The 14,214-nt window shown below is 70.1% G+C and carries 12 protein-coding genes; 5 read left to right on the plus strand and 7 right to left on the minus strand.

The genetic code is table 11. The features are described 5' to 3' along the window. Positions 1-256 precede the first annotated feature (256 nt). From A7B20_RS12155 to A7B20_RS12165, 3 genes are all read left to right on the plus strand, one after another. Positions 257-814: a thioredoxin family protein gene (locus tag A7B20_RS12155; RefSeq protein WP_102108852.1), complete on the plus strand. Its 558-nt coding sequence runs from the start codon at positions 257-259 to the stop codon at positions 812-814. Further along, the gene (gene gph / locus A7B20_RS12160) at positions 793-1,458 is read left to right on the plus strand and encodes a phosphoglycolate phosphatase (RefSeq protein ID WP_425437163.1); all 666 of its coding nucleotides are present in this window, start codon (positions 793-795) and stop codon (positions 1,456-1,458) included. The genes A7B20_RS12155 and gph overlap by 22 nt, the downstream gene beginning before the upstream one ends. A gap of 100 nt (positions 1,459-1,558) precedes the next feature. Continuing rightward, positions 1,559-2,293 carry a DUF4396 domain-containing protein gene (locus A7B20_RS12165; RefSeq protein ID WP_102108853.1) on the plus strand — a complete coding sequence of 245 codons (735 nt, stop codon included), beginning with the start codon at positions 1,559-1,561 and terminating at the stop codon, positions 2,291-2,293. Between the two features lie 54 nt (positions 2,294-2,347). Here A7B20_RS12165 and A7B20_RS12170 read toward each other — a convergent pair whose 3' ends face one another. Both A7B20_RS12170 and A7B20_RS12175 read right to left on the minus strand, forming a co-directional pair. After that, the gene (locus tag A7B20_RS12170) at positions 2,348-3,856 is read right to left on the minus strand and encodes a caspase family protein (RefSeq protein WP_102108854.1); all 1,509 of its coding nucleotides are present in this window, start codon (positions 3,854-3,856) and stop codon (positions 2,348-2,350) included. Positions 3,857-3,934: 78 nt separating this feature from the next. Further along, positions 3,935-4,813, minus strand: coding sequence for a M15 family metallopeptidase (locus A7B20_RS12175; RefSeq protein WP_102108855.1), 879 nt, complete (start codon positions 4,811-4,813; stop codon positions 3,935-3,937). 203 nt (positions 4,814-5,016) lie between these two features. Between A7B20_RS12175 and A7B20_RS12180 the strand changes: the two genes are divergently transcribed. Beyond that, the gene (locus A7B20_RS12180; protein ID WP_102108856.1) at positions 5,017-5,586 is read left to right on the plus strand and encodes an OmpA family protein; all 570 of its coding nucleotides are present in this window, start codon (positions 5,017-5,019) and stop codon (positions 5,584-5,586) included. 49 nt (positions 5,587-5,635) lie between these two features. Then, complete coding sequence (locus tag A7B20_RS12185; protein ID WP_102108857.1) at positions 5,636-7,771, plus strand: serine/threonine protein kinase; 2,136 nt, start codon at positions 5,636-5,638, stop codon at positions 7,769-7,771. 183 nt (positions 7,772-7,954) lie between these two features. On the opposite strand, the gene A7B20_RS12190 is transcribed toward A7B20_RS12185, so the two are convergent. From A7B20_RS12190 to A7B20_RS12210, 5 genes are all read right to left on the minus strand, one after another. Beyond that, positions 7,955-8,353 (minus strand): (R)-mandelonitrile lyase, encoded by a 399-nt coding sequence (locus A7B20_RS12190; RefSeq protein ID WP_102108858.1) that lies wholly within the window; start codon positions 8,351-8,353, stop codon positions 7,955-7,957. A 67-nt stretch (positions 8,354-8,420) separates the two neighbouring features. Next, on the minus strand, positions 8,421-10,622 hold the full coding sequence (locus A7B20_RS12195) for a xanthine dehydrogenase family protein molybdopterin-binding subunit (RefSeq protein ID WP_102108859.1): 2,202 nt from the start codon (positions 10,620-10,622) through the stop codon (positions 8,421-8,423). A 4-nt stretch (positions 10,623-10,626) separates the two neighbouring features. Then, a complete protein-coding gene (locus A7B20_RS12200) occupies positions 10,627-11,583 on the minus strand; it encodes an FAD binding domain-containing protein (protein WP_102108860.1) in 957 nt (318 codons plus the stop codon). Further along, on the minus strand, positions 11,583-12,146 hold the full coding sequence (gene paoA / locus A7B20_RS12205; protein ID WP_281260100.1) for an aldehyde dehydrogenase iron-sulfur subunit PaoA: 564 nt from the start codon (positions 12,144-12,146) through the stop codon (positions 11,583-11,585). The genes A7B20_RS12200 and paoA overlap by 1 nt, the downstream gene beginning before the upstream one ends. Before the next feature lie 185 nt (positions 12,147-12,331). Further along, positions 12,332-13,915, minus strand: coding sequence for a gamma-glutamyltransferase family protein (locus A7B20_RS12210; RefSeq protein ID WP_102108862.1), 1,584 nt, complete (start codon positions 13,913-13,915; stop codon positions 12,332-12,334). Between the last annotated feature and the right edge of the window lie 299 nt (positions 13,916-14,214).

Raw genomic sequence — 14,214 nt, forward strand, 5'->3', positions numbered from 1 at the left:
CCCGTCTGTTCGCCTGTTTTTTCGGCACAGGCTTTCGTCGGACTAAACCGGATGCGGTCCGGCTTGGCAAGCAATACCGCCTGAAATTTCTGTGTGGACACAAAGAACGGCTCATTTGCCCGGAAATGACCGATTCGTGGGCGATCTGCCCGACAAGTCGGCCCCGATGTAGGCCGCTGTCCCGACCGCCCGCCCTGTCCCCCGGCGGGATTTCCCCTATGCTGCCGCCTGTCACGTCCCGAACCGGAGCATCCCCATGGCCACCGCCCCCGTCTGCGACTTCGGCCGGCCCGCGCCGCCCTTCGACCTGCCCGCCACCGACGGCAGCCGCTGGACCCTCGACAGGGTCGCGGGGCCGAAGGGCACGCTTGTCATGTTCATCTGCAACCATTGCCCCTACGTGCTCTCGGTGCTCGACAAGATCGTGCGCGACGCCCGCGACCTCGCCGCGCTCGGCATCGGCAGCGCCGCGATCTGTTCGAACGACGCCGCGGCCTACCCCGCCGACAGCTTCCCCGAGATGCGGCGCATGGCGGCGGAGAAGGACTTCCCCTTCCCCTACCTCCACGACGAGGACCAGAGCGTCGGCCGCGCCTACGGCGCCGTCTGCACGCCCGACTTCTTCGGCTTCGACGCCGCGGGCGGGCTCCAGTACCGCGGCCGTCTCGACAGCGCGGGCCGCAAGGGGGGACTCGACAATCTGCCGCGCGACCTGTTCGAAGGGATGAGCAGGGTCGCAGAAACCGGCCGCGGCCCGGCCGAGCAGATGCCCGCCGTGGGCTGCTCGATCAAATGGAAGGACAACGCCTGGTGAACGTGATCTTCGACCTCGACGGCACGCTGATCGACAGCGCCCCCGACATCCGCTTCGCCGTCAACAAGGTGCTGGAGGAGAACGGCGCGGCGCCGCTCGACCTGCCGACCGTGATCGGCTTCATCGGCAACGGCACCTCGGTGCTTATGGACAAGGTCATCGCCGCGCGCGACCTCGACCGGGAGCGGCACGGCGCGCTGCTGGAGCGGCTGATGGACTTCTACGAAGGCGCCACCTCGCGCACCACGCTCTATCCCGGCTGCCTCGACGCGCTCGACACGCTGCGCGAGGCGGGCCACCGGCTGGGCCTCTGCACCAACAAGCCGCTGGCCCCGGCCCGCGACGTGCTGGCGCATTTCGACCTCGCCCGCCGGATGGACACCGTCTACGGCGGCGACAGCCTGCCGCAGAAGAAGCCCGACCCGGCGCCCCTGCTTGCCGCCATGCGCGACCTCGGCGGCGGCCCCACCCTCTATGTCGGCGACAGCGAGGTGGACGGCGAGACGGCCGAGCGCGCGGGCTTGGCCTTCGCCCTCTTCACCGAGGGCTACCGGCACGTCCCCGTCGCCGAGATCCCCCACGCCCACGCCTTCGACCACTTCGACGCGCTGCCGGACATCGTCGCCGGGCTGCGGGCCGGCTGAGCGGAAAAGTCCTGCGGCGCCGAACCCGCGCCGCGGCTTCGCCGGAAACATCAGCGCCGCCTTGCTGTTGGTACGGGTACCGCAGGATCAAGGAGGTTTCATGGTTCCCGGCTGGTTGCACGCGCTCTCCATCCTTTCCCTTCTGCTCGGGCTGGCCTGCGCGCTCGTCATCGCCGTCGACGAGCGGCGCGATCCGCAGCACATGTGGATCATGAACGTCGTCTGGCCTGCGACCGCGCTCTTCGCCGGTCCGATCTCGATCTGGGGCTATTTCAGCTACGGAAAGCTCGCCACCGAAAGGCGCGTCTCGGCGGCGATGGAGCGGGACGAGCCGATGCCGAACAAGGCGAAGACGCCATTCCCCGGCATGGTGGCCAAGGGCGCGGCCCACTGCGGCAGCGGCTGCACGCTCGGCGACATCGTGGCCGAATGGCTGGCCTTCTTCGTCCCGGCGGTCGCGGTCTGGTTCGGCTGGAAAAGCATCTTCCCCGAAAAGATCTTCGCGGTCTGGGTGCTGGACTACATCGTCGCCTTCGCCTTCGGCGTCGCGTTCCAGTACTTCACGATCAAGCCGATGCGCGGCCTGTCCCCGATGCAGGGCCTGATCCAGGCGGTGAAGGCCGACGCCCTGTCTCTGACCGCCTGGCAGGTCGGCATGTACGGCTTCATGGCCCTCGCGCATTTCTGGATCTTCGCCCACCTTCTCGGCACCAGGCTGGAGGTGCCGACGGTGGAGTTCTGGTTCATGATGCAGATCGCCATGCTCTGCGGCTTCGCCACCGCATACCCCGTGAACTGGTGGCTGATCCGCGCGGGCGTCAAGGAAAAGATGTGACCGTCTGCCCAGCGGCGGCCCACGGGCGCACCGCAGGGCAGGCCAGGCCGCCCCCTACTCGCCGAGGCCATAGGCCGCGCGGATCGCCCGCTGGGTGCCGGGCCCGAACGAGCCGTCGATGCCGCCGTTGTAGAAGGCATATTCCGACAGCTTCGACTGCAGGGCCTTGCGCGTGGCCTCGGTGAAGCTCTCGGGGCGGTCGCGCAGCACGGCATAGACGTCCTCGGCCCCGGTCCTCAGCGCGCGGTACAGCAGCAGCGCCGCGTCCTCGGGTCCCTTGCCGGGCAGCTTGCCGTCGTCGATCAGCGCCGCGACGTTGTACATCGCCTGCGGATGGCGCATCGCCGCGGCCTGCTGGAAGTAGTCGAGCCCCTTCGCGGGGTCCCGCGTCACCCCGAGCCCGCCCTGGTAGTAGAGGAAGCCGAGGTCGTTCAGCGCGTCGGCGAAGCCCTGGTCGGCCGCGGCCCGGTAAAGCTCCAGCGCCCGCGCATAGTCCTGCGCGACGCCCAGCCCCTTCTCGTAGAGCTGCGCCAGCTCGAACTGCGCCTCGGGCGATCCCGCATCCGCCGCCCTGGTCAGCAGGTCCGCCGCCTGGCCGGGGGCATAGCGCGGGTCGGCCGCGTTCAGCCGCATGTAGGCGAGACCGACCATCGAGCGCGTGTCGCCCTGATCGGCGAGCGAGGCCAGCAGCGCCTCCTGGTCGCGCGGGATCCGCGACCATGCGGTGTCGGGGTCGAACGAGGCCTGCTGCACCGTCGCCCCGTCGCCGCCCGCCAGGAAGAACGGCGTGCCCGAGAGCGAGCCGTAGGTGTGCGGCTCCTGCCGGTTGCCGGTCACCGCCAGCACCTCGTCGCGGACCTTGCGGAACATCAGGCTGATCTCGAGCCCGGGCTGCGGCAGCGTGTCGATCAGCGCCTGGGCATAGGGGCTGTGGTCGCCGGTTCCGTCCAACGCCACCGCCCCGTCCTTCGCCGCGAAGGCGACAAGCGTTCCGCGGTCCGGCGAGGGCGCGGCGAGGCCGGTCGAGCCGATGCCGCGCCCTTCCCCGGCCGCGGCGCTGTCCGCCTTCAGCTGGGCGAGGTCCAGCGCGCCGCCGAACGGGTCGTCACGGCAGGAATCGAGGATCACCACCCGCATCCGTCGCGCCCCGTCCACCGCCGCCAAGAGGTCGTCGAGCGACAGCGACACCCGCTGCACGTCCTTGTTGCTGCGCACATCGGCATCGACGGGGATCAGGAAGTTCTCGCCCTGCACCTCGACGCCGTGGCCCGCGTAGTAGACGAGCGCCAGGTCCGCCACCTCGGCGTTGAAGGCGAAATCCTCCACCGCCTTCCTCAGCTTGGCGCTGTCGGCATCCATGAGCTCGGTCACCTGGAAGCCGATCTCGCGCAGCGTCGTGCCGATGGCGCGGGCATCGGGCACGGGATTGTCCAGCTTCGGAACGGTGCGGTAGTCCCCCATGCCGATGACGAGGGCGATCTTCTCGGCCGCGCTGCCCGCCACGGGCAGCAGCGCGAGGGGGACGATCAGCAGGAACAGGCGGGCAAGACGGGCGGGACGCATGGTGGACCTCCGGGCATGGCGCGGGGCGCCGGTTGCAGGGCTGCCCCCAGTCAAGGAGCCGGGGGGCTTCCGGTCAAGTCAGATAATCCCTGCCTGCCGCCACTCCTCGAGCTTCTGGCGCGACACCTCGAAGTGCATCGAATCCTCGCGGCTGAACCCCGCGCCCCAGACCCAGCCCTCGGCGCGGAAGAAGTCGGCGAGGATGGTCAGCCCGATCTGCGTGCGCCCGTCGCCGAGCGTGTCGAGCTTGCCGTCGATGTTCAGGTCCACCGCCAGCCCGAAGGAATGGGTCGAGGTCCGCCCCCGCGTGCCGCGGATCTGCCGCACGCAGAGCGAACCGGCGGTGTTGATCCGGGCATAGAGGTCGGGATCGGTGGCGTTGATCCTGTCGAACACCCGCTTCAGGCTGTCGATCGCGGGTTGCAGCATGTTGACCTTGATCGGTCCCACGTCCTCGAGCCGGAGCATCGCCTTCAGCTTCGGGTTGGTCATCGGGTCGCAATTGTCCGACAGCACCTCGCGCGGCCGCCCGATGAAGCCCTCGAGGAACCGCGGGCTGGCCACCGACAGGTCGCCGTTCACCTGGCGGCGGTTGGCGATCAGCACGACCGAGGCATAGGCGTCGAGGATCGCGTTCGGCCCGGTGTTGACCGCGGGCGCATTGGCATCGGGCCCCTGCCCCCCGGGAACGCCGAAGCCCCCCGAGGGCCGGCTTTCCAGCACCTGCACCCGTTCCTCCAGCGCGCCGATCGCCTCCTGCAGCTGCTCCAGCTGCTGGCGCATCAGCTCGATCTCGATTCGCGCGGCGCTGTCCACGGCGGTGCCGGTGCCGATGTCGTCGGTGAAGCCGAGGTCGGGGTCGATCTCCCCGCCCGAGGTGGAGTGCAGCGCGAACCACACCAGACCGCCAGCCAGCAGCACGATGGCGCAGATCAGGGCGATGATGACGGCACGCATCCGCAGGCTTATCCGGTTGGGTCGGGACGGGGTGACGATGGGGCAGCCTCGGGCCCAAGTCAAACGGCCAGAGGCCCGGCGCGGCCGACAAATCCGTGAAAACGTCCGGTTTTCCTGACCCTTGCGGGAAGTCGCGGCGATTGGCAGGGCGCCTGCGATGCTGTAACGTCGGGTCAATGTCATTTACCGGAAAGTCCAGGATCATGCATCGCGCAACATTTGCCCTCGTCTGTGGTCTGACCGCCTTCGCCGCGCTGACGCCCTTCGCGGCCACCGCCCAGTCGCCCGAGATGACGCAGGAAGAGATCGCCAAGCGCTTCCAGCAGCAGAAGACCCGCGGCCTGAAGATCATCCAGACCACGCCGCAGACGGGCACCGACACCACCACCGCCGCCCGCCCCACCGGGGCCGAGATCGGGATGACCGACCTGCCGCCCGAGCAGCAGGTGAACATCAACATCTCGTTCGACTTCGACAGCGCCGCGCTGCGCGAGGACCAGAAGCCGAAGCTGACCGCGCTCTGCGGCGCGATGAAGGCCTCGGGCGACGAATCCTTCCGCATCCTCGGCCACACCGACGCCTCCGGCACCGACGAGTACAACAAGCGCCTCTCGAAGCTGCGCGCCGAGGAGGTGAAGCGGTTCCTCGTCACCGATTGCGGCATCGCCGCCGACCGGCTGGTGGCCACCGGCGTGGGCGAGGAGATGCTGTTCGATCCCGCGAACCCCAGGGCCGACGTGAACCGCCGGGTCGAATTCCAGATCATCAGCTGACCTTGCGACCCGCCGGACGTCCCCTGCCCGCTTCCCTCGGCGGTCCGCGATGAGCGGACCGTCCGAAGGCACGATCTTCCGGATCGGCGACGTCCTGAACAACACCTACCGGATCGAGGCGATCCTGGGGCGCGGCGGCACGTCCGAGGTGTACCGCGCCCGCTCCGAGATCTCGGGCCACGCCGTCGCGCTGAAGGCGCTGCGCTCGGAGTTCTCGACCAACGAGGACTTCCTCAACCTGATGACCCGCGAGGAGGCGATCCGCGAGATCCGCCACGACGCGATCGTGCGCTACTTCCACAACCAGCGCACCTCGACCGGGGTCGTGTTTCTGATCATGGACTACGTCGAGGGGCCGGGTCTGGACCGCAAGCTGAAGGAGGGCGGCATGAGCGCGCCCGACCTCCTGACCGTGGCCGAGCGGGTGGCCGAGGGGCTGGCCGCCGCCCACGCGCGGAACATCACCCACCGCGACCTCTCCCCGGACAACATCATCCTGAGGAACGGCGACCCGGCCGACGCCGTCATCATCGACTTCGGCATCGCCAAGGACAGCAACCCGGGCGCGGAGACCATCGTCGGCAACGAGTTCGCCGGCAAGTACGCCTATGCCGCGCCGGAACAGCTGAGCGGGCAGGCGGACGCCCGCTCGGACATCTACGCCCTCGGCGCGCTGCTGCTGGCGACCTTCCGCGGCAGGAAGCCCGATGTCGGCGCGAACCCGATCGAGGTGATCGAGGTCAAGAACCGCCCGCTCGACACCTCCGGCGTGCCCGAGCCGCTGAAGACGCTCATCGACCGCATGACCGATCCGGACCGCGACAGGCGCCTGCAAAGCGCCGAGGCGGTGCTGGCGATGATCCGGGGCGCTGCCGCCGCCCCCGATTTCGACGACGAGGCGACGGTGATCGCCCCCCCCCCCGCCACGATCCCGCCGAAACGCCCGGTCCGGAGCGAGCCCGCACCCGCACCCGCACCGGCCGCGAAGAAGTCCTCCGGCGGCCTGCTCGTCGCCGTGCTGGCGGTGGTGCTGCTGGCGCTGCTCGGCACCGGCGCCTATGTCACCGGGATGCTCGACGGGCTGACCGGGAAACCGCCGCGGCAGGATCCCTTCACGCTCACCGTCTCGAACGGGCCCGACGGGCCGGTCGCCAGGGGCTTCGTCCCCGACCCGGCGCTGAAGGCACAGCTCGAGGGGCGCGGCGGCGTGAGCGACCTCGCCCTCGCCCGCGGCGACATCGCCGACGACTGGGCCGGGGGGGTCGCCACGCTGCTGAACCTGCTCCAGCCGCTGGACAGCTACACGCTGGAGCTTTCCGGCGACACGGCGACGGTCACCGGCCTGACCGAGAACCGCAGCCTGCACGACCAGATCCAGGCAGCCCTGGCCGAGCCGGGGATCGCGCCGGGACTCGACGTCTCTGCCGACATCGAGCTCGGGCCCCGCATCCTCGACGTCGCCCGGGTGCGCGACATCCTCGCCGGCGATTCGGACTGCGGGGAGCTGACGCTGAAGGATCCGCCCCCGACCGGCTATGGCTTGGACGCCACCGTGGTGGTCGAGGGCCGCGTGGCGAGCGACACCACCCGCGCCGCACTCCGGGACAGCATCGGCAACATTGCCGGGACCCGCAGCGTCGAGATCGACACCGAGACGCTGAACCCCACCCTCTGCACCATCGACGCGGCCCTGCCGAAGGCGCCGCCGGGCGGCTTCTCCATCGCCTTCTCCGATGGCAGGACCGGGCAGGAGAACCCCACGGGCCGCTACTTCGTGGGCGAGAACCCGGTGATCGACGTCACCATTCCGGCGGGCGTCACCGACGGCTACCTGCTGGTCGCCGCGCTCGACGTGTCGGGCAACGTGTTCCACCTGCTGCCCAACCTGAACCGCCCCGAGAACGCCATCGCGGCGCTCCGCGACGGGCAGAGCGGCCCGGTGACGATCCGCGTCGCCTTCTCGACCGCCGAGGCGCAGTCGAGCAACGGCGCGAAACTGGCCTTCGAGGTCGACGATTCGACCCTGGGCAAGACCAAGATCCTGGTGATCCACACCTCGAGCCAGATCCTCGACGGCCTGCGCCCCACGGTGGAAAGCGCCGAGGGCTTCGCCACGGCGCTGCGCGAACGGAGCGGACCGGTCCAGTCGCTCGACAGCCGGATCCTGACCACGGCGCGGCCCTGATCCTTCGGGGCAAAGGCCGGGGGCTGCCGCCCCCGGCCCCCCGCGGTGCCCCTGATCCGGCGGCGCTTGCGGGCGGAGGGCGCGGACCGGGGGCTGTCTGCCCCCGGACCCCCGAGGATATTTTCGAAGCAAAGATGGGGGCGGTTTGGCGCCCCGTTTCCGACGTTCGGAGGGCAGTTCCCGCTAGTCGGCGAGGTAGTCCACGTTGCTGACCTGCTCCAGCCAGTCCACCGGGGAGCCGTCCTTGCGTTCCTGCACGGCGACGTGGCTCATGGCACGGGTGGCGGTGGCACCGTGCCAGTGACGTTCGCCGGGTTCGAAGAACACCGTGTCGCCCGCGCGGATCGCCCGTTTCGCCCCGCCCTCGGACCGCACCCAGCCCTCGCCTGAGACGACGTAGAGGAGCTGGCCGTAGGGGTGGGTGTGCCAGGCGGTGCGCGCCCCCGGCTCGAAGATCACGAGGGCGGCGTTGGTGCGGCCGGGCTCGGGGAAGGAGAAGGCGTTCTCCAGACGCACGCGGCCGGTGAAATATTCGGCGGGGCCTTCGGCGGAGGGCTGGTCGGTGATGGTCCTGATCTGCATGGCGCGGGTCCTTGTTCGGGATGGGTGACGCGAAAGGGCCGGGGCGCGATGCCCCGGCCCCTGTCGCTCAGACCTCCGGCAAGCCGTCGAGCAGCTTGTCGAGGGTGATCGGGTATTCGCGCGCGCGCACGCCGGTCGCGTTGTAGACGGCATTCGCCACCGCCCCCGCCACGCCGCAGAGGCCGAGTTCGCCGACCCCTTTCGACTTCAGCGGTCCCGAAACGGGATCGAGCGTATCGAGGAACACCACCTCCTGCTCAGGGATGTCGGCGTGCACCGGCACCTCGTAATTGGCGAGGTCGTGGTTGATGAACACGCCTTTCGCCGTGTCGACCGCGATCTCCTCGCTCAGCGCCGCGCCGACGCCCATGACCATTCCGCCGATCACCTGGCTGAGTGCCGTCGTCGGGTTCATGATCCGGCCCGCGTCGCAGACCCCGAGCATCCGGCGCACCCGGACCTCGCCGGTCCAGGCGTTCACCCCCACCTCGACGAAATGGGCGGCGAAGGTCGCCACCATCCGGTCCTTGCGGAAGCTGCCGAACTTCACCTTGTCCTCAGCCACGATCTCGCCCTCGGGCGCGATGTCGACGAGCGGCGTCTCCTTCGCCCCCGCCGTGACGTTGCCGCGCGCGAAGCTCAGGCCGTCGGCGTCGTTGTGGCCGATCCGGCGCGCCACCTCGCGGCGCAGCGCGGTGCAGGCGGCATAGGCGCCCGCGGTGGAGCTGACGGCGCCGAACTGGCCGCCGGAGCCCGAGGAGACGGGGAAGGCGGAATCGCCGAGGCGCACCTCGACATCCTCGATGTCCATGCCCATGGCCTCGGCCACGGTCTGGGCGATGATGGTGTAGGAGCCGGTGCCGATGTCGGTCATGTCGGTCTCGACGATGATCCGACCGTCGGCCTGAAGCCGCACACGCGCGCCGGAGGTCGTCGCCGGGCTGGGCCGGAACGCCCCCGCCACGCCATGTCCGATCAGCCAGTCGCCTTCCCGTCGGCTGCCGGGGGTGGTGTTGCGGTTCTCCCAGCCGAAGCGTTCGGCGCCCTCGGTGAGGCAGCGGGCGAAGTTGCGGTCGGAGAACTTCTTTCCGGTGGCGGGGCTGGTGTCGGTGTCGTTGACGAGGCGGAACTGCACCGGGTCCATCCCCAGCTCCTCGGCCATCTCGTCCATCGCCATCTCGAGGCCCATGAGCCCCGAGGCCTCGCCGGGGGCGCGCATCGCGTTGGCCTCGGGCAGGTGCATCTCGGCCAGGCGGGTGGCGATCAGCAGGGTGTCGGCGGCATAGAAGTGCTGCGACTGGTTGGTCGCATCCTCGCCGCTGCCGCCGGGCAGCGTGTTCGACGTGCCCTCGTGCGCCAGGGCGACGATCTTGCCCTGCGCGTCGGTACCGATGCGGATGCGCTGCACCGTGCCCGCGCGGTGGGTGGTGTTGTTCATGACGAAGGGGCGCGGCATCGCCAGCTTCACCGGCTGTCCCGCCGCCTTCGCGCCGAGCGCGGCGAGCACCACGTCGGAGCGGATGAACAGCTTGTTGCCGAAGCCGCCGCCGACGTAGGGAGAATCGACGCGCACCTTCTCGACATCCATCTCGAAGGTCTTGGCGACCGCCTTCTTCGCCCACTGGATCATCTGGTTCGAGGTCCAGAGCGTCACGTTGCCGTTCTCGTCCCAGGCGGCGACGGTCGCCTGCGGCTCCATCTGGGCGTGGTTCTGGGGCGTGGTGACGTAGGTCCGGTCGATCCGGTGGGCGGCATTGGCGAAAGCGGTCTCGAAATCGCCCTTGCTCACTTCGGGGTCGACGGGCGTGTCCTTCATCTTCTCGTAGGCGGCGAGCAGGTCGAACTCGGCCCCCTCGTCGGCGTCGTACTCCACCTTGATCAGCGCAGTCGCAGCGCGGGCCTGCTCGAAGGTCTCGGCGACGACAACGGCGATCGCCTGGTGGTAGTGCTCGACCTTGTCACCGCCGAACAGATGCGCGGTGTGCATCTCGGACGGGACCGGCATCGCCTCCATGTCGAGCGTCGTCACGATGGCGCGCACGCCCGGCGCGGCCCTGGCCGCCTCGGTGTCCATCGACAGGATCCGGCCCTTGGCGATGGCCGAGCCCAGCGGATAGCCGACGAGCTGCCCCTCGGCGACGTCGTGGCGTTCGTAGGCATAGGGCGCGCGGCCGGTGGTCTTCAGCGGGCCGTCGCGGCGCGGCACGGCCTTGCCGAGGATCTTCGGCCTGTCGAAGATGTTGGTCTCTGCGGCTGTGTTGAAATCCATGGCCTCAGCCTTTCGCTTCGTTCAGGGCGGAGGCGAGCGTGCGCTCCGCCAGTTTGATCTTGTAGCGGTTCTGCTCGGTCGGGCGGGCATCCTTCATCAGCTCGGCCATGACGGCCTTCGCCCCTTCCGGCAGCAGCTTGTCCGCCGCGGCGTTGCGCCAGGGCTTCGGCGCGACGCCGCCAAGGGCGACGGCGCCGGAGCCGTCGGGCTGGCGGATCAGCGCGACCGAGACCAGCGCGAAGGCATAGGACGAGCGGTCCCGCACCTTGGTATAGCTCTGGTGCCCGCCCACGGGGGCGGGTAGCGTCACCGCGGTGATCAGCTCGCCCGGTTTCAGCGCCGTCTCGACCTCGGGCGTGTGGCCCGGCAGCAGGTGGAAATCGGCCAGCGGGATCGCGCGGGTCTCGCCCTCGGGCATCACTGTCTCGACCACCGCGTCGAGCGCGCGCATCGCCACGGCCATGTCCGAGGGGTGGGTGGCGATGCAGGCCTCGGACACGCCGACGACGCCGAGCTGGCGCGAGAAGGCGCCGGGCGCCTGCGCCGCGCAGCCCGATCCGGGCTTGCGCTTGTTGCAGGCCATGGCGGTGTCGTAGAAATACGGGCAGCGCGTGCGTTGCAGCAGGTTGCCCCCGGTCGTCGCCTTGTTGCGCAGCTGCCCCGAGGCGCCGGCCATCAGCGCGCGGGTCAGCACGGGATAGTCCCGCTTCACCCGCTCGTCCGCCGCCAGCGCGGTGTTCCTGACCAGCGTGCCGATCCTGAGACCGCCGTCGTCGGTCCCCTCGATCCGGTCGAGGCCCAGGCCGTTGACGTCGATCAGGTGCAGCGGCGTCTCGATCTCGAGCTTCATCAGGTCGAGGAGGTTGGTGCCCCCCGCCACGAACTTGGCGTTCGCCACCTCGGCGGCACGGGCCGCGGCGCCTGCGGGGTTCTTCACTTTCTCATAACTGAATGCGCGCATCACCGGGCCTCCGCGACGTCGAGAACGGCCTCAAGGATGTTGGCGTAGGCGCCGCAGCGGCAGATGTTGCCGCTCATCCGTTCCTTGATCTCCTCGGGGGACAGCGGCGGGTTGGCCAGCAGGTCCTTCGTGACGTGGCTGGGGATGCCCGCGCGGAGCTCCTCCAGCGTCGCCTTGGCCGAGCAGATCTGCCCCGGCGTGCAATAGCCGCACTGGAAGCCGTCATGGGCGACGAAGGCCGCCTGCAGGGGGTCCATGTCCTCGGGCGTTCCGAGCCCCTCGATGGTGGTGATCTCGTCGCCGTCGTGCATCACGGCGAGCGACAGGCAGGAATTGACCCGCTGGCCGTTGACGAAGCAGGTGCAGGCGCCGCACTGGCCGTGATCGCAGCCCTTCTTCGTGCCGGTCAGCCGGAGGTGTTCGCGCAGGGCGTCGAGCAGGGTGGTACGGTTGTCGACCTCCAGCACCCGCTCGGTGCCGTTGACCACAAGCCGCGTCTTCGAGGTCGTGGGTCCGGGCAATGCCGTGTCCTGTCCGGCCTGCATGTCGGAATGGGTGTTCATGCTGTGCTCCTTGATGCGTCCGGGGTCGTCCCGCGGGCACGCATCATCGCGCCCGCACCCGGCTGGTCTCGGAGGAAAGGCAGCGGGCCGCCGGAAAGGTCCATCCGGCGGCCGCATTTCTTGCCGGGGCGCCATTTCGCCGCAGGAGCGGGCAGCGCTGCCGCAATGCGCGCCGCCCTGCGGGGTCAGTCGGCCAGCGCGATGCCGTCGCTGCGCGGATCCGCCGCCGCCTCGCAGCGCCCGTCGGCATGGCGCACCACCGCGCCCGCGTGCCCGGCGAGCGAGGACTTCGCCTCGATCGTCTCGACCGCGTGGCCCGCGCCGCGCAGCGCCTCGACCAGCGCGGGGTCGGCGTCGGCCTCGACCTTCAGGCTGTCGGTCGCATCGCCCCATGTCCGCCCCAGCAGCCAGCGCGGCGCGCTGACCGCCTGCTGGAGCGGCTGGCCGAAGGCGGCATAGCGGGTGAAGACCGCCGACTGGGTCTGCGGCTGCCCCTCGCCGCCCATGGTGCCATAGGCCATCACGCGGCCGTCCTTCAGCTCGGCCAGCGCGGGGTTCAGGGTGTGGAACGGGCAGCGTCCGGGGGTCAGCAGGTTCGGCCCCTCCTTCAGCGAGAAGCCGGCGCCGCGGTTCTGGAAGAACACGCCGGTGTCGGTGCAGGTCAGGCCCGAGCCGAACTCCCAGAAAACGCTCTGGATGAAGCTGACCACGGTGCCCCCGGCATCCGCCGCGCCCATCCAGATCGTGTCGCCGTCCTTCGCGCGGTGCGGCCAGGGCAGCGCCCGCTCCATGTCCACCGCCGCCGCCATGGCGTCGAGCTCGGCCTGCCCCAGCATCTCCTGCGCCGCCCGGCGCATCCCCCGCTCGTCGCCAAGCTCGCGGTTGCGGACGATGAACGCCTGCTTCGTCGCCTCGATCAGCCCGTGCCAGTGGGCAAAGCCTTCGCCCTCGGTCACGCCCAGCCGGTCGAAGGCGCCGAGGATCGCGAGCGAGGCCATGCCCTGTGTCGGCGGGATCATGTTCATCAGCCGACCCCACGAGGTCTCGATGGCTAGCGGCACCACCCGGCGCGCGGCATGACCGGCAAGGTCGGACGCGCGCAGCGGGCCGCCCTGCGCTTCCAGGAACCGCGCGTGGGTCGCCGCGATGTCGCCCCTGTAGAAATCGTCGAGCCCCGCCTCGGCCAGCCGCTCCAGCGTCGCGGCGAGCGGCGCCTGCACCAGCTTCGCGCCCGGCGCGGGCACCTCGCCGCCGATCAGGTAGGTCTCGGCGAAGCCCGGCACGTCGCGCAGGCCGTCGATCTTCTCGGCCGTCACCGCCGACTGGTTGCGGCTGACGGCGATCCCCTCCCTCGCCAGCCGGATCGCCGGGGCCAGCAGGTCGGCAAGGGGCCGCGCGCCCTGCCCCGCCTCCTCCAGCGCCAGCGCCCAGCCGCCGATGGTGCCCGGCACCGTCAGCGCCGCCTCGGCGCCGCGGGTCGGGATCGCATCGGTGTGCCCCCGCGCCCGGTACCACGCCGGATCCGCCAGCGCCGCCGCGCCGCCGCCCGCGAAGATGCCGAAGGCAGGCGCGCCGGGCCGCTTCACCAGCCAGAAGCCGTCGCCGCCGATGCCGTTCATGTGCGGATAGACCACCGCGATCACCGCCGCCGCGGCGACCATCGCCTCCAGCGCGCTGCCGCCGTCCTCCAGCACCTCGGCCCCGGCCTTCGCCGCCAGGCGGTGCGGCGCCGAGAACGCGCTGCGCAGCCCCAATGCCGTCTCGATCATCGCTGCATCCTCCCCGAACGATCGCGCCCCTCGCCCGGCGCCAGGGTTCTATGGCCGAGCCGGATGGACGGGTAAAGACGTCTCGCGGGCGAAAAGCGACACGTCGCACCTGTTAGCGGAAACAATTTTCAGCAGCCCGTCCCCGAAACGCCCAATCCGCAGGCAGCATGAAAAAATGGCGGCGCGAAACGCCCGCGAAAGCGGCAAAGCCGGGAAACCGGCCCCGCGCCCGGCCTCGCCGATTGCACTTTTTCGCGGCCTTCGGGAACAGAAGTGACCCCTGAAGGCGTGCGCCGGCG

This window comes from Oceaniglobus roseus (assembly GCF_002869745.1).
In the GTDB taxonomy this organism is placed as follows: Bacteria; Pseudomonadota; Alphaproteobacteria; order Rhodobacterales; family Rhodobacteraceae; genus Oceaniglobus; species Oceaniglobus roseus.